Consider the following 14,161-nt stretch of genomic DNA (forward strand, 5'->3'; position numbering starts at 1 on the left):
GAAGGCCCGGAAGGTGCCCGCGGGCCTCCTGTCATCGTAGGGCGCGACGCCGGCCGCAGGACGTACTCCTCACGGCACCGACCTGCCGGCCGCAGGACGGACTCCCCCGTCCTGCCGACCGCAGGACGGACTCCTCACGGCCCCGTCCTGAGGCACCCGGTACGGCTCACCGGCGCTTGAGCTTGGCCCATACGGTCTCCAGCGCCTCGATGTCCGCGTCGTCCAACCGGTCGTCGAAGACCTCCCGCAGGGCCTCGCGCCGGGTGGCGTCGGCCTGGGCGAAGGCCTTGCGCCCGTCGGCGGTGAGCGCGACGCACACGGAACGGGCGTCGGTGGGGGAGGGGACCCGCTCCACCAGGCCGCGGGCCTGGAGCTGGTCGACCACGCGTGAGACCTGGCTGCGGCTCAGCAGGGTTTTGGCCCCCAGGTCGGAGGCGGCGACCGGCTCGCTCTGCCCGTTCAGCCAGAGCATCACCTCGAACCAGGACAGCGGCAGGCCGTGGGCGCGTGACAGGGCCTGGTCGATCCGGGCGGACAGCGTGGTGCCCGCCCAGATCAGACCGTAGAAGGCATGATCGCGCGAGGTGAGGTCACTCATGGTGAGGTCGTTACGGGCCATGGGACGAGGTTACCTGTTTGCGTGTGCGCGCACATATCTCTATAGTGTGTGTGCACGCACATAAACCTGGTCGTGCTCCTTCCGCACGGCACCGCTGCCTGGAGACCCTCATGAATGCCACCCCCACCGCTCCCACCCCCCGCAAGACGGTCCTGATCACCGGCACGTCCTCGGGAATCGGCCTCGCCGCCGCCGTGGCGGCCGCACAGGCCGGCTGGCAGGTCATCGCGACCATGCGCGACACGGGCAAGGCCGACCCGCTCCGCCGCGCGGCCGCCGAGGCGGGCGTCTCCGACCGCGTCGCGGTCAAGCGCCTGGACGTGGTCGACGCCGGGTCCGTCGCCGACTGCCTGGAGGAGGTGCTCGCCGAGTACGGCCGCCTCGACGCGGTGGTCAACAACGCGGGAGCCGGCCGGGTCGGCACGATCGAGCAGGGCACGGTCGACGACGTCCGCGCGACCATGGAGGTGAACTTCTTCGGAGTCGTGGAGGTCACCCGCGCCGCCCTGCCGCACCTGCGCGCCTCACAGGGCCGCGTGATCACGGTCACCAGCGTCGGCGGTGTGATCGGCCAGCCGTTCAACGAGGCCTACTGCGCGGCCAAGTTCGCGGTCGAAGGCTTCATGGAATCGTTCGCGCCGGTCGCCGCGACCGTCGGCGTCGACGTCACCGTCATCGAACCGGGCGCGGTGGCCAGCGAGTTCGTCGCGAGCGTGGGCGTGGACGTGCCGGCGATGCTCGCCGCCGCCGGCCCGTACGCCCCGGCCTTCCAGGCGTACGTCGACCACGTGATGAAGACCTTCACCCAGGCCCAGACCTCGGCCGAGGCGGCCGCTCCGATCGTCGAGGCGCTGACCGCCGAGAAGCCCGCCTTCCGGGTGCAGACCTCCGACTGGGCCCGCGAGTTCGTCGCCGCGAAGCTCAGCGACCTCGACGGCTCGGCAGTCCAGACCCACACGGGCGGCTGGCTCCGCTGACCGGACACGGCCCGGGGATCACGGGACAGCACTTAGGGAGACAGGGCGATGCCGAGGGAATCCGCGGCCAGCAGCTTGGGAGCGCCTTCCTCGTAGAAGACGTCGATTTCCTTGATCCGGAAGCCCGCGCCGGTGAGCATGTCCACGACCGGGCGGGTGAGGTGGCATCCGCCGAAGACGCGCTTCTGCACGGGTTCGAGCCGTCGCTGCCAGCGGCGTACGTTCTCGTCCTCCGCCGGGGCCAGCCCGTGTTCGAGGAAGTGCAGGGTTCCGCCCGGCTTGAGGACGCGCCGCAGTTCACGCAGGGCCACGTCGGCGTCGGGGATGGTGCACAGTGTCCAGGTGGACAGGGCGGTGTCGAAGGTGTCGTCCTCGAAGGGCAACGACTGGCCGTCCAGTCCGGCGCGCCGTACCGGCACGCGCGCGGCCCTGACGCGGCCGGCGGCGAGTCTCCACCCGACATCGGACGGCTCGACCGCGGCCACGCTGCTCACGGCCTGCGGATAGAAGGGGACGTTGTGGCCCGTACCGAAGCCGATCTCCACGACGTCGCCCGTCAGGCCCACGCACACCCGGCGTCTCAGCGGTCGGGCCGTCTTGAGCCCGCACACGAGATCGAGGATCCGCGGCAGGACCTGGTCGGCGTAGAACCCCATGGCTGCCTCCATGTCTCCGGCCCATCCCGGCCCATCCAGTCCCAGCATGGCACCGGAGCGGTACGCGGGCCCTGCCGGAGCGCCGGCGGGGCCCCGACGATGCCGCCCCCGGTCCACCGTCGCGCAGCGGGACGCGGCCGAGGCCCACGTACGGAAGCTGCACGAGTGCGGGGAGACGGCGATGGTCCAACCGTACGAAGAGCGGTTCGTGGAGGCCGTTGTCCGGCTGTGAACGCGAGCGAGGGCCCGGGGTACGGCCTCGGGAACCGGAGGATGTGAGTACGGTCTGTTCATGCACATCATCGGTCCGACGCAGCAGCGGGGGCACGTACTTCTCGTCGCGGGGGATGCCGCCGTGCGTCGCCGCACCGTTCAGGTGGCTCCCAGTGCGAACGTGGCGGCACTCGGGGTGGTGCCCGTCTCCATCCTGCTGAACAGCGGGGTTCCCAGCGACACGACGTACCTGGACGGGATCCGGGACCCGAACACGGCGTTGACGCGGCTGCGTACGGCAGCCGCCACGCCGGGACCGCTGCTGGTCTACCTGTCGGGCCGGCTCACGGTGGACCGCCGAAGCCGTCGGCTCCACCTCGCCCTGGCGGGGACGACGGCCGCCTCGGTCCGCTACACGGCCCTGCCCTGGGAGTGGCTGGGCGCGGAGCTGAGCGCACGCCCTCCCGGGCTGACCACCGTGCTGCTCGACCTCGCGGCGGACAACGCGGCGTGGCCGCTGCTGCAGGAGTACGGCAGCCTGCCCGCCCCTCCCGCCGCCGAGGTGTACGGAGTGGTGTCCCCGCCCGGCTTCGCCGGCGGCGGGAACGTCGTGAGCAGCTATACCCGGCACTGGATCGACCAGCTCCGCAGCAGCCCCTCCCGGCCGGCGAACCTCCAGCTGCACGTCCTCGCGGTGGGCGCCGCCGCGCTGCCGCCGGGTGCCCTCGTCCTGCCGACGGCCCGGGAGCTCGGCGCACCGGCGCCGGCGCCCACGCCGGCCGCGGCTGCGGCTCTACTTCCCGTTCCGGCTCCGACTCCCGTTCCGGCTGCAGGGCGTGCCGCTGACGGCGCGTCCCACGAGGCCGTCCCGGTCGGGCAGCGGGAAGCGGCACCGGGCTCTCCGGCTCCGGCTCCGGCTCCGACCGTGGCCGTGGCCGCCCAGGACCCGCGGCCGCACATCCATGCCCTGGCCACCTCCGGCCGGCACCTGGAAGCCGCGACGCTCGCGCGGGCATGGGAGCAGCACGCCCTGCGGACGTACGGGTTCACCTCCCCGGAGACGGTCCAGTGGGTGGAGATCCGCGCCGATCTCGCCCGTATGGCGGGGGACTTCCGGCTGGCGACCCGGCTGTGGACCGGCGCCGGCCGGACCCGGCTGGCCCGCCAGCCCCCGGACGCGGCCGAAGTCCACGCCGCGGCCGCCGGCGCCCTCTACTGCTGGACGCAGCTGAAGGACGAGGCGGCGGTACGCGAGGCCGGCACCGAACTCGTGGACCTGCTGCGCTCGCTGCCGTCGGTCGATCCCACGTACCTGCACCTGGCCCAACAGCGGCTGGAACTCCTGCACCGCGCACCGAGCCACCGCTGACGACCGGTCAGGAGTTACGGCGTCATGGCCTGACCGCCGATCCCGGGGGCGCCGGCAAGCTGCCCCTGCCACCAGCTCTGCATGTCGCGCGGATGCATGGCGGACCAGGCCGGGGTCCGCTCGACCTGGGCGCGGCCGAGCCGGCGGGCCAGCGCGACCAGTTCCCGTCCGGCGGCGCCGCGGGCGTCCTGATAGCCGCGCAGCAGCTCCTCGAAGGAGTCGCAGCGGCGCCAGATGCCGTAGACGGCGGTGGCGTCCTGGAGGGCCTTGGCGGCTCCGCTCGTGTTGTGCGGCCGCACGACGCTGGCCGCGTCCCCCAGGAGCAGCAGCCGGCCCGCGGTGATGCGCGCGGTCTCCAGGTCGTAGATGGGCTGGACGAAGGTGTCCGCCGGATCCGTCAGCCCGAGCGCCCGACCCCAGTACGGCGGGAACTCGCGGTCGAGCAACGCCTCGAGTTGCCGCGCCAGTTCGGGGGTCAGCGCGCCTGGGGGAAAGCTCGTGGGGTCGTCGAAGCGCAGCTGTCCGTCCTGCGGCGGCGGGGCGTACAGCACCCAGTTCACCCGGGGCCCGTCCGGCCCCGGGATGCGGTAGATGACGCACGTACCGCCGGGAAAGCAGACGGTGGTGACCGCATCCGGCGCCGAGTCGGCGCCGCCGTCGATCTCCGCCAGCCGTGCGGCGTCGAAGTTCCCCCGCCAGCACACGTATCCGGCGTAGTGCGGCCGGGATTCGGGGCAGACCGCCTCGCGCACCACGGAGCGGTACCCGTCCGCGCCGACGACGAGGTCGTACGTCTCCACGCCGCCGCCCGCGAGGCGCACCTGTGCGGCTGCGACACCGGGCCCGGTCCCCGTGCCGGCCACGCCCGTCACCGTCTCCCCCTGCCGGTAGACCACCGCGTCGGGGACCGACTCCCGCAGCCCGCGCCAGAGCAGGCCCCAGTGGTAGGAGTGGAACGGGAACGGCTGCTCCCAGATCACCCGCCCGCCCGCCTCCCCGGGGTCCCGGACCACCCAGCGGCGCCGCTCCAGCCGGTGCGCCGCGATCCCTTCGGGCAGCGCACCGCTGGCGCCGAGTTCGGCGGCCCGCTCGTTGTTGATGCACAACCCCACGCCCCGGTCCGCGAGCCGCCCGCGCGTACGCTCCAGGACCACGACCTCACCGGCGCCCGCCCGTGCCGCCGCCGTGGCCAGTGCGCAGCCCGCGATGCTTCCGCCGACCACGGCGACCGTTCCACCCCGCATAACGCCTCCCGCTCCCCGTGATCCCCCGCCCATCCCCGTGATCCCCTGCCCCGGGGCGCCACACGCTACTGAATCCGGCGCCGCCCCGGAGCGGAAACCGCAGCGGGACGACTTCGTGGTGACAGGTGCCGGGCGGTGCGGGCCCAGACATCTGCCTCCCCTGATCCCCGAGTTGGCTCCGGACGGGTTCGGGTTCTGCTGCTCTCCACCCGCCCCGCTCCTGGTGCCTGCCTTACCCTCCCGTGCAATAGTGAAAAGGAACGCAGACACCCCGATGGGGAGAGTGTGATGAGAAAGCATGGCCTTCTACTAGCTGCGCTGATCACGTCGAGCGTTTTCGTCGCCCCCAGCCCGGCCCAGGCGAGCTCCGCCACACTTCTGGTGAACAACGCGTCAGGCCTGGACGGAACCATCAGTGGATGTCAGAGCCCGACGTGCATGAATGGAAAGGGCCTTACGCTCACACGAACCGGCAACACATTCGAGTTCGTCGGTGTACCAGGCGGCGGCTACCACATCCGGTCGTACTACTGGGAAAACAAGTGCCTGGACGTCTGGGGCACTGGAAACGGCGAGCCCGTCGTCATGTACGACTGTCGCAGCGACACGAGCCAGACCTGGACCCCATGGATCAACTACAAGAACCCTGCCAGCGACAACACCTGGATCATAGTGAACAAATGGAGCGGCAAGTGTCTTGACGCCCGCAACCCGGCAATCAACAAAGCTCCCCCTTCGGGCGCCGTTCTCCAAATGTGGGACTGCAACGAAGCTTTTCGCTTCAACCAGAGGTGGGACATCAAGCTCTAACAAAGAAACTGCCAGGGGATGAGCGGCCGTGGGAACCGGCGGAACAGCCAGTAATGCATAACGCTTGTGACGCGGGGTTACCGTCCGCCGCGTGCCGGTGGAGTTTCTGACTGATGAGCAGGCCGAGGCGTACGGGCGGTACGTGGAGGAGCCGGAGCCGGAGCCGGAGCCGGAGCCGGAGCGGTTCGTCTATCTCGACGATGTGGACCGGGAGTTGATCCGGACGCGGAGAGGTGATCACAGCCGTCTGGGGTTCGCGCTCCAGATGGGCACGGTCCGCGATCTGGGGTTGTTCCTGGTGGATCCGCCGGATGTGCCGTGGCCGGGGGTCGAGTACCTGGCCGAGCATCCGGGCGTGGAGGACGCCCGTGCCACCGTCCCCGCGTGGTGGTCTGCGCCCGCTGCGTGACCCGGCCACCGGCGACGCGGACGAGGACGACGAGAGCCCGTGTCGAGCCGTGCCGGCCGCCGTTGCGGCACGGGATGTTGCAGGCCCTCGGCGCAGTAGTCGCAGGTGTTGTCGCTGTAGGCGAACGGGGCGTTGATCAGATCACCGGTCTTCAGGCCGGTCACGTCCGGGCCGGTCTCCTCGGGGACGCCGAGGAACTCGTGCCCCATGGGGCGGCCGGTGCCGGTGGCGGGCATCGACGCGTAGGGCCACAGGTCGCTGCCGCACACGCACGCGGCCAGCGTGCGCACCACCGCGGCGGTCGAATCGACGATCTTCGGGTCGGCCCGGTGCTCGACACGAACGTCACCGGCTCCGTACACACTGCTGCACGCATGAGGGGTGCTACTCCAAACGGGGGTCGTGCGGAGCGGTGCGGGTGATCAGCGTTCGAGCATCTGCGCCTGGGCCTCGGTGTGGGTGTCGCCGGCGGCGGGCGGCAGACTGCTGAGCTGGTCGAGCTGCTCGGCGGTCAGGGTGACCGTGTCGGCGGCGGTGTTCTCCTCGACCCGGCTGACGCGCTTGGTGCCGGGGATCGGGGCGATGTCGTCGCCCTGGGCGAGCAGCCAGGCCAGCGCGACCTGCGCCGGGGTGGCGCCGACCTCGGCGGCCAGGGCCTTGACCTCGTCGGCGAGCGCCAGGTTGCGCTGGAAGTTCTCCCCGGTGAAGCGGGGGTTGTCGCGGCGGAAGTCGTCCTTGTCGAACTGGTCGGTGGAGCGAACGGTGCCGGTCAGGAAGCCGCGGCCCAGCGGGGAGAACGGCACCAGCCCGATGTTCAACTCCCGCAGGACGGGCAGGACGCGCTCTTCGATACCGCGGGTCCACAGGGAGTACTCCGACTGCACCGCGGTGACCGGCTGCACGGCGTGAGCGCGGCGGATCGTGTCCGGACCGGCCTCGGACAGGCCGAAGGCGCGCACCTTGCCCTCGTCGATCAGCTCGCCCACGGCGCCGGCGGTCTCCTCGATCGGCGTGTTCGGGTCCACCCGGTGCTGGTAGTACAGGTCGATGTGGTCGGTGCCCAGCCGCTTCAGGGAGCCCTCGACCGCGGTGCGGATGTTGGCCGGGCTGGAGTCCAGGTTCCACGCACCGTCACCGGCGTGCGAGACCAGGCCGAACTTCGTGGCCAGCACCGCCTTCTCCCGGCGCCCCTTCAGCGCCCGCCCGAGCAGTTCCTCGTTGGTGTAGGGCCCGTAGATCTCGGCGGTGTCGATGAGGGTGACGCCCAGCTCCAGCGCCCGGTGCACGGTCCTGATCGACTCCGCCTCGTCGGTGCCGGAGCCCGTGTAGCCGTGGGACATGCCCATCGCGCCCAGACCGATCCGGGAAACCTCCAGGTCACGCAGCTTGATGTACCGCATCCGCTCTCTCCGCTCGCTCGTCTACTCCGGCCGTGCCCCACCCTCACCCGCCCATCCCGTACTCGCTCGCCGCGACGCGCGGACGGCCAGTGGACACAGCTCGTCATGTATCCACCCTCGCGCTTTCAGCCCCGCGCAGGCAGGCCGAGCTGTTCGGGGGTATGACAGGGCCCCCCACCACGCTGCCGCCCAGGTCAGCGCGGTGTGACACTGAAGCCATGGCATCCGAGCACCCCACCGGCACGAGCGAGGGCGCGGAACTGGGCCGCTTCCTGTCGCGCCCGCCGCACCCAGACCAGCCCGCAGCGGGCCGGGCTCACCGTCGGCACCGGGCTGCGCCGTACCCCGGGCCTGCGCCGTGAGGAGCTGGCCACCCTCGTCGGCATCGGCATCGGCATCGCCCCGCCCACGTCATCAGCCGCAGCATGGACAGGCTGGCCTGGAACCCCGGCGGTCTCGCCCTGTACGCGGGCCTGGAGGACCGGCCGGCCAAACACCGCAACCTCGCCCGCTGCCTCTTCTTCCACCTGGCCGCGCGGGACCTGTTCCCGGACTGGGACCGCCAGATCACCGCCCGCGTCGCCCGGCTGCGCGCCGTCGCCGGTACCGCCCCCGACGCCCCCGACCTGACCAACCTCGTCGGTGAGCTCCTCCTCAAGAGCCCCGACTTCGCCCGGCTGTGGGAAGGCTACGAGGTCACCGGCCGCAAGCCCGCGCAGAACCTCCCGGCCCGCCGCGCTGCCGGCGAAGAGGCGCCGATCAACCTGGCTGCCCGCCGACCCCCACGGGTCCGGCTGACGCCCGAGGGGCGAGCGGTGACGCCGGAGGAGTACGAGCGGTGGATGATCCGCGATTGTGCCCGCTGCGGCCGTCGCGCCTCGAAGTCCGCCGAGTGGTCGGACGGTCCGATCTGCCGGACCTGCTACGACCGCGCGGTGCGAGTCCGTGGCCGCCGCCCCTGTTGCGACACCGACCGGCTGCTGCCCGGACGGGACCCCGACGGCGCACCGACCTGCCGCGACTGCGCGGGCATCGTCCGCGACTTCTTCTGCGATCGCTGCGGCTTCGAGGGCCTGCTGCTCGGCGGACGCCTCTGCGAACACTGCACCCTCGCCGATGCCCCGCCTCACGCTGCCGCCCGCGGTCATCACCCAGGACTCGGAAGAGCCGATACGCCCCCGGCGACCACCAGCGGTGAAGCCCGGCTACTTACACCGGGTCCACTGAGCCTCGCTTGTCCTCCACGGGGACGACGTGAGGCTCGGTGCCGTCCCGGTGGCGCTTCGAACGTCCGAACAGCCCTACAGCGAATACGCGACTCCTGAACGTGCGGGCCTACCAGTCCCGAGGCCGAAGGGGGAGACCTCGCCGTGGAGTGCCGTGCTCTGGGCCGTGGTTCTCCTCGCCCTCAGCACGGTGATCGCCGCGCGGAGGCGCGCTCCGGAAGCGTCCTCGTGATCAGGCCCGGCCGAACCAGTCCTGGTCGTCGGCCCATTTCCACCCGTCCGGACCCGTCGGCCGGGGGACCGTACGGCCGGCGCGCCTCCATTCACGCACCAGCCGGTCGTAGATCGGGGAACCGGACTCGGCCGGGGACGGCCCGGGCGGTCGCGGGATCCTGGCTCTGTCCTGCGGGGCGAACGTCGTCTCGTGCATACGTGGCTCAACGATTCTGCTGCCCTGCCTGTGGCGGTGCGTGACCGTTTCGTCACCTACCGGGGGTTATGGTCGGCGTGCCGGGAGGAAGCGAGCGGGGATGCGCGAGGTCGTCGAGGAGATCAGCCAGGTGCGCCGGGAGGCCGGCAGCCGGCACGTAGAGGCGGGCGGGGCCGCTGCTTCGCTGTTGCGGCGCACCTACGACGCCGCGGTGGCCGGGGCGCGGGAGGCGGCGACGTCTCCCCAGCGGTTCGGGCCGCCGGAACTCGGCATGCACCTCGCCGGGTTCGGGTTCGGGTCCGGATCCGGGTCCTAGGTCGTGTCGTCGACGTCCCGTCCGCCCGGCCCGGTCCGCCGTGGGTGGCGCCCATGTCTTCTCGGCGGGGCGGTGTTCGCCGTGTGCATGGCCGGGACCACGCTGCCGACCCCGCTCTACGGGCTCTACCAGGAGAAGTTCGGGTTCTCCGAGCTGATGGTGACCGTCGTGTACGCCGTGTACGCCTTCGGGGTGATCGGTGTACTGCTCCTGGCGGGCAACGCCTCGGACGCCGTGGGCAGGCGGCCGGTGCTGCTGGTGGGCCTGGGATGCGCGGCGGCGAGCGCCGCCTGCTTCCTGTGCGCCACCGGGCTCGGCTGGCTGTACGCGGGGCGGCTGCTGTCGGGGCTGTCCGCCGGCCTGTTCACCGGGGCCGCCACGGCGTACGTGATGGAGCTGGCTCCGCCCGGCGGCGCCTCCCGGGCCACGTTCGTGGCCACCGCCGCCAACATGGGCGGGCTGGGCTGCGGTCCGCTGCTCGCCGGGGTGCTCGCCCAGTACGCCGCCTGGCCGCTGTACCTGCCCTTCGCCGTGCACCTCGTACTCGTGGCCGGTGCGGCCGCCGTCCTGCTGCGGCTTCCGGAGACCGTACGGGAGCGGCGGCCACTGAGCACCGTACGGCCGCAGCGGCCCGGCCTGCCCGCGCAGGTGCGGGCGGTGTTCGGGCCCGCGGCGATCGCCTCGTTCGTGGGGTTCGCGCTGTTCGGGGTGTTCACGTCGGTCAGCCCGGCGTTCCTCGCGCAGTCCCTGGGCGTTCACAACCACGCCGTGAGCGGGCTGGTCGTCGCGCTGGCCTTCTTCGCCTCGACCGCCGGCCAACTGGCGGTCGGCCGGGTCGGGGTGGAGCGGTCGCTGCCGCTCGGCTGCGCCGGGCTCTTCGCCGGGCTGGCGCTGCTCGCGGGCGCACTGCGGTGGGACCTGCTGGCGCTGGTGGTGCTGAGCGCGGTCGTCGGCGGCGTCGGGCAGGGGCTGGCGTTTCGCGGTGCGCTGTCCGCGGTGGCCGGGGCGTCCCCGCCGGAGCAGCGCGCGGCGGTGATCTCGGCGCTGTTCGTGGTGGCGTACGCGGGCATCTCGGTGCCGGTGATCGGGGTCGGGGTACTGGCGGGTCCGATCGGCCTGGAGGGAGCCGGGCTGGTGTTCATCGCCTGCATGGCCGTACTGGTCTTGACCGCGGCCGTCTACCTGCTCCGGCGGCCGGCGGCCGGTGCCCAATAGGGGGCAGGAGACCGGCTCTCGCGGGAGCGGGCTCCTCGACGGCCGGTACGGCGTCCTCCGCGTCATCTCCGCTGCCGACTGCCTCGGCCCCCGTCGACGTACTCGCCCGGTCCGCTGCCGCGCGGGCCTCGGACGCGCCGGCGGCGGGCGCGGGTGTCCAGGCCGTCTTCACCCGCCGGCTGAAGGGCGTGGCCACCGGGCTGTGCGTCGGCGACAGCGCAGGGCTTGCGCCACTTCAACTGCCAGGACCAGAACGGGCAGTACGCCAAGTACCAGAGGTTCAGCCTCGACACCTACTGATCGCGGTGGCCGCTCTCGTAGACCGGCCCTGACGGCAGACCTCCGTGCGGTGCGGACACCGGGGACCGCACCGCACGGATCGGTCCGACCGGCCGGAACACCCGGCCGCACCACGGCGCCGAGATCGCTGCTCGGCGACCTCCACCGCGCACGACGGCGGTGAAAACCCCGGCAGGGCGGCGCTCGTGATGCGATCAGCGGACTCCCTCCGTACGATGAAGTGGATTTTTGTGCCAGGCCCTGAAGCGGGCGTACCCCGGAGCGGTCCATGACCTCCCATAAGTCCACGCGGTCGGTGACCGCGGACGACTTGCTGACCAGACTCGGGCGGCTCACTGCCCAGGCGAGGGAAGGGGCGGAACTCCAGCGGGCTCGCGTGGAGCTGGCCGAGGCGCTGCAGCGGGAGATCCTTCCCGCCTCGCTTCCGTGCGTGCCGGGGTTGCGCGCAGCGGCCCGGTACGCGCCCGCCCGTCACGGCCTGAACATAGGCGGCGACTGGTACGACGGCTTCCAGCTGCCCGGGGGCGCTCTGGGGTTCTCCATCGGCGATGTGGAAGGCCACGACGTCGAGGCGGCAGCCTTCATGGGGCAGGTGCGGATCGCCGTACGCGCGGTGGCCGCTGCCGCCGCCGACCCGGGCGAGGTACTCAGCCGGGCCAATGACCTGCTGCTGTCCGTGGACTGCGATCTCTTCGCCACCTGCACCTTCCTCCGCTTCGACCCTGCCGCGCGGGAGATCCAGAGCGCCCGCGCCGGCCACGTGCCCGGGGTCTGGGCCACGACCGACGGCGAGCACGGCATCGTGGAGGACGAGGGCGGCCTGCCGCTGGGCATGCTGCCGGGTTCGGAGTACACCGTGACCCGACGCCGCCTGGACACCGAGGGATCCTTCGTCCTGGTCACCGACGGTGTGGTCGAAGGCCCGTCGTTCCCGATCGAAGCGGGCCTGGCGCGCGTGGCAGCGGTGGTCAGGGCGGGGGCCGGCGCGGAACCCGGTGACCTCGCCGCCGAGGTGATGAAGGTGGCCGACTCCACCGGCCACCAGGACGACGCCGCGGTGCTCGTGCTGCGCCATGAGGCCGTTCGGGCCCGAGCCGGATGACGTACCGGATGACGTACCGGATGACGGAGAGGGCGCCGTAGCGCGTGTCACGCTCCGTCGGCGGGCCCGTGCTGTTGTCTGATGAAGTGATGCGCACCGAGGCCTTCCGACGTCCGTGCCTGGCGGTGCTCCGGATCCTCGCCGTCGCCCTCGCCTACTACGCGGGCGGACGGGTCGGCCTGCTCCAGCAGGTGGTGATCGAGGGCGCGACCGTCACGCCCTTGTGGCCACCCACGGGCATCGCCGTCGCCTGCCTCCTCTGGATGGGGATCCGCGTCTGGCCGGGGATCGCCCTCGGTGCCTGCCTCGTCATCCAGTCCATCAGTCCGATCGACCTCGTCGGCTTGGGGATCGCCGCGGGCAACACCCTCGCTCCCGTCTGCGCCTGCCTGATGCTGCGACGGGTCGGCATGAACATCACGCTGGACCGGTTCCGGGACGGTGTGGCCCTGGTCCTCCTGGGCGGCCTGACGCCGATGCTGATCAGCGCCACCGTCGGAGCCTGGGCGCTGGTGGTCGCCGACAGCCTGCCGCAGAGCGGCTTCTGGACCGTGTGGTGGACGTGGTGGGCGGGCGACGCCATGGGCGTGCTCGTGATCACGCCGCTGCTCCTGGTCCTGCGCAAGGCCACCTTGCCCCAGGACGCCTACCGGTGGGCCGAGGCGGCCGTGCTGCTGGTCTCCGCCTTCGCCATCACCCTCCTGGCGACCAGGAGCCAGCTGGCGCTGCTCTTCCTCGTCTTCCCGCTCCTCATCTGGGCCGCCCTGCGCTTCCAGCTGGAGGGGAGCGCGCCCTGCATGCTGCTCGTCTCCGTGATGGCGAACGCGGCGGCGATCGAAGGGAGCGGTCCCTTCGAGGGCCACACGCTGGTCCAGGCCATGGCCAACGTCCAGGCGCTCAACGGCTGCGCGGCGTTGAGCTCGCTGCTGCTGTCGGCGCTCGTCACCGAGCAGAACTCCGTCCGGCTGAGGATCGAACAGGCGTGTCAGGAACTGGCCGAAGTGGTGGACCGGCTGGCGCCGGGGAGGGGGGCGACCAGCTGGCCGCCACGAGAGGAGGACGGTCCGGGGCCGGGCGGCGGTGGCGGATGACCCTGCCACCGGCCCGCAGCCCCGGACGCTGACCGGTTCCGGAACGGCGGTGCCGCCGTCAGCAGGGGGTCGACGGTCCGTTCTGCCGCGTGCCGTTGCGGCGGTGTGAGTGATCGCGAAGGGAACGCAGAGCCCGGGCCGAGCCCCGGACGTGGCGTCAGGGCCGGTCGTACCAGGCGAACGCCGTGATGCGCCAGCCCTCCGGGGTGCGGACGAACTGGATGGTCTTCGTCCCGCCGCCCTCGAACGGCTCACCGTCCAGGATTCCGGACTTGCGGTACTCGCCGAACCGCGACGCGATGTCGCCCGCGATCTCGGTCCGTTCGGAGGTCTCCCACTCGGAGAACTCGACCAGCCGGCCGTCGGCCAGCAGCTTCTCGCGAGGCTCGATGAACTCGTCCACGGTGTACGCCGTGAGATCCGGGCCGGTCATGACGATCAGACCGCCGGGCAGGACGAGCCGGCGGATCCGGGCGACGTCGGCGGACTTACCGCCCCGGTTGTCGAAGGCAGCGAAGAACTCGGCGGTCACCTGGTCTATCTCGGACTTGGACATGGCGCGACGGTAACACCGGAGGGCGCCCGGCATCAGCGGTCCGGGCGAGCCGGGGCACGTGACGCGGCTGGTCGCCGCCGCCTGCCCGCCCCGTCGCCTGCCCGGCCGCCCCGTCGCTCGTGCCGATCCGCGTTGAAGCTCCTATTGGCTGTCAAGCAGCGGTGAGCCAGTCGCGGTAGGCGTTGGCGAGGTTGTCGTCGCGGCGGGTGCCGCGTTCGATGCAGGAGA

General features: G+C 71.9%; 13 protein-coding genes and 3 pseudogenes. 9 read left to right on the forward strand and 7 right to left on the reverse strand.

Annotation, left to right across the window (positions count from 1 at the left end):
• Window positions 1-166: 166 nt before the first annotated feature.
• Window positions 167-619, reverse strand: a complete 453-nt coding sequence (locus tag AB0D48_RS34835; RefSeq protein WP_362406473.1) for a MarR family transcriptional regulator — start codon at window positions 617-619, stop codon at window positions 167-169.
• Between the two features lie 50 nt (window positions 620-669).
• Between AB0D48_RS34835 and AB0D48_RS34840 the strand changes: the two genes are divergently transcribed.
• On the forward strand, window positions 670-1,596 hold the full coding sequence (locus AB0D48_RS34840; RefSeq protein WP_362406476.1) for an SDR family oxidoreductase: 927 nt from the start codon (window positions 670-672) through the stop codon (window positions 1,594-1,596).
• Window positions 1,597-1,628: 32 nt separating this feature from the next.
• On the opposite strand, the gene AB0D48_RS34845 is transcribed toward AB0D48_RS34840, so the two are convergent.
• The gene (locus AB0D48_RS34845; RefSeq protein ID WP_362406479.1) at window positions 1,629-2,252 is read right to left on the reverse strand and encodes a class I SAM-dependent methyltransferase; all 624 of its coding nucleotides are present in this window, start codon (window positions 2,250-2,252) and stop codon (window positions 1,629-1,631) included.
• A gap of 292 nt (window positions 2,253-2,544) precedes the next feature.
• On the opposite strand from AB0D48_RS34845, the gene AB0D48_RS34850 reads away from it, so the two are divergent.
• Entirely contained in the window at window positions 2,545-3,834 is a 1,290-nt protein-coding gene (locus AB0D48_RS34850) for a hypothetical protein (RefSeq protein WP_362406482.1), read from the forward strand.
• A gap of 14 nt (window positions 3,835-3,848) precedes the next feature.
• On the opposite strand, the gene AB0D48_RS34855 is transcribed toward AB0D48_RS34850, so the two are convergent.
• Window positions 3,849-5,078, reverse strand: coding sequence for a monooxygenase (locus tag AB0D48_RS34855; protein ID WP_362406485.1), 1,230 nt, complete (start codon window positions 5,076-5,078; stop codon window positions 3,849-3,851).
• A 288-nt stretch (window positions 5,079-5,366) separates the two neighbouring features.
• On the opposite strand from AB0D48_RS34855, the gene AB0D48_RS34860 reads away from it, so the two are divergent.
• Together AB0D48_RS34860 and AB0D48_RS34865 are read left to right on the forward strand one after the other, a co-directional pair.
• Entirely contained in the window at window positions 5,367-5,888 is a 522-nt protein-coding gene (locus AB0D48_RS34860; RefSeq protein ID WP_362406488.1) for an RICIN domain-containing protein, read from the forward strand.
• Window positions 5,889-5,979: 91 nt separating this feature from the next.
• A pseudogene (locus AB0D48_RS34865) lies at window positions 5,980-6,252 on the forward strand (DUF4158 domain-containing protein); the annotation flags it as partial.
• 91 nt (window positions 6,253-6,343) lie between these two features.
• On the opposite strand, the pseudogene AB0D48_RS34870 reads toward AB0D48_RS34865, so the two are convergent.
• Both AB0D48_RS34870 and AB0D48_RS34875 read right to left on the reverse strand, forming a co-directional pair.
• Window positions 6,344-6,659, reverse strand: a pseudogene (locus AB0D48_RS34870) (alcohol dehydrogenase catalytic domain-containing protein); the annotation flags it as partial.
• A gap of 60 nt (window positions 6,660-6,719) precedes the next feature.
• Window positions 6,720-7,697, reverse strand: coding sequence for an aldo/keto reductase (locus tag AB0D48_RS34875; protein WP_362406491.1), 978 nt, complete (start codon window positions 7,695-7,697; stop codon window positions 6,720-6,722).
• A 218-nt stretch (window positions 7,698-7,915) separates the two neighbouring features.
• Between AB0D48_RS34875 and AB0D48_RS34880 the strand changes: the two are divergent.
• Window positions 7,916-8,413: pseudogene (locus AB0D48_RS34880) on the forward strand (transcriptional regulator); the annotation flags it as partial.
• Window positions 8,414-9,155: 742 nt separating this feature from the next.
• Here AB0D48_RS34880 and AB0D48_RS34885 read toward each other — a convergent pair.
• Window positions 9,156-9,353: a hypothetical protein gene (locus tag AB0D48_RS34885; protein ID WP_362406494.1), complete on the reverse strand. Its 198-nt coding sequence runs from the start codon at window positions 9,351-9,353 to the stop codon at window positions 9,156-9,158.
• 100 nt (window positions 9,354-9,453) lie between these two features.
• On the opposite strand from AB0D48_RS34885, the gene AB0D48_RS34890 reads away from it, so the two are divergent.
• The 4 genes from AB0D48_RS34890 to AB0D48_RS34905 all read left to right on the forward strand — a co-directional run bounded on the left by AB0D48_RS34890 (window position 9,454) and on the right by AB0D48_RS34905 (window position 13,377).
• Window positions 9,454-9,669, forward strand: coding sequence for a hypothetical protein (locus AB0D48_RS34890; RefSeq protein WP_362406497.1), 216 nt, complete (start codon window positions 9,454-9,456; stop codon window positions 9,667-9,669).
• 87 nt (window positions 9,670-9,756) lie between these two features.
• The gene (locus AB0D48_RS34895; RefSeq protein WP_362406500.1) at window positions 9,757-10,884 is read left to right on the forward strand and encodes an MFS transporter; all 1,128 of its coding nucleotides are present in this window, start codon (window positions 9,757-9,759) and stop codon (window positions 10,882-10,884) included.
• A gap of 568 nt (window positions 10,885-11,452) precedes the next feature.
• A complete protein-coding gene (locus AB0D48_RS34900; RefSeq protein ID WP_362406503.1) occupies window positions 11,453-12,286 on the forward strand; it encodes a PP2C family protein-serine/threonine phosphatase in 834 nt (277 codons plus the stop codon).
• Window positions 12,287-12,372: 86 nt separating this feature from the next.
• A complete protein-coding gene (locus AB0D48_RS34905; RefSeq protein ID WP_362406506.1) occupies window positions 12,373-13,377 on the forward strand; it encodes an MASE1 domain-containing protein in 1,005 nt (334 codons plus the stop codon).
• Window positions 13,378-13,534: 157 nt separating this feature from the next.
• Here the strand turns inward: AB0D48_RS34905 and AB0D48_RS34910 are convergent, their stop codons facing one another.
• Window positions 13,535-13,933: a DUF4440 domain-containing protein gene (locus AB0D48_RS34910; RefSeq protein ID WP_362406509.1), complete on the reverse strand. Its 399-nt coding sequence runs from the start codon at window positions 13,931-13,933 to the stop codon at window positions 13,535-13,537.
• Between the last annotated feature and the right edge of the window lie 228 nt (window positions 13,934-14,161).

This window comes from Streptomyces sp. NPDC048269 (assembly GCF_040652395.1).
Taxonomy (GTDB): Bacteria; Actinomycetota; Actinomycetes; order Streptomycetales; family Streptomycetaceae; genus Streptomyces.

Bases quoted from the DNA above. Each gene is read 5' to 3' on its own strand.
- AB0D48_RS34885 (WP_362406494.1), bottom strand. From the start codon at position 9,353: ATGCACGAGACGACGTTCGCCCCGCAGGACAGAGCCAGGATCCCGCGA.
- AB0D48_RS34850 (WP_362406482.1), top strand. From the start codon at position 2,545: ATGCACATCATCGGTCCGACGCAGCAGCGGGGGCACGTACTTCTCGTC.
- AB0D48_RS34845 (WP_362406479.1), bottom strand. From the start codon at position 2,252: ATGGGGTTCTACGCCGACCAGGTCCTGCCGCGGATCCTCGATCTCGTG.
- AB0D48_RS34890 (WP_362406497.1), top strand. From the start codon at position 9,454: ATGCGCGAGGTCGTCGAGGAGATCAGCCAGGTGCGCCGGGAGGCCGGC.
- AB0D48_RS34895 (WP_362406500.1), top strand. From the start codon at position 9,757: ATGGCCGGGACCACGCTGCCGACCCCGCTCTACGGGCTCTACCAGGAG.
- AB0D48_RS34900 (WP_362406503.1), top strand. From the start codon at position 11,453: ATGACCTCCCATAAGTCCACGCGGTCGGTGACCGCGGACGACTTGCTG.
- AB0D48_RS34855 (WP_362406485.1), bottom strand. From the start codon at position 5,078: ATGCGGGGTGGAACGGTCGCCGTGGTCGGCGGAAGCATCGCGGGCTGC.
- AB0D48_RS34875 (WP_362406491.1), bottom strand. From the start codon at position 7,697: ATGCGGTACATCAAGCTGCGTGACCTGGAGGTTTCCCGGATCGGTCTG.
- AB0D48_RS34860 (WP_362406488.1), top strand. From the start codon at position 5,367: ATGAGAAAGCATGGCCTTCTACTAGCTGCGCTGATCACGTCGAGCGTT.
- AB0D48_RS34835 (WP_362406473.1), bottom strand. From the start codon at position 619: ATGGCCCGTAACGACCTCACCATGAGTGACCTCACCTCGCGCGATCAT.
- AB0D48_RS34910 (WP_362406509.1), bottom strand. From the start codon at position 13,933: ATGTCCAAGTCCGAGATAGACCAGGTGACCGCCGAGTTCTTCGCTGCC.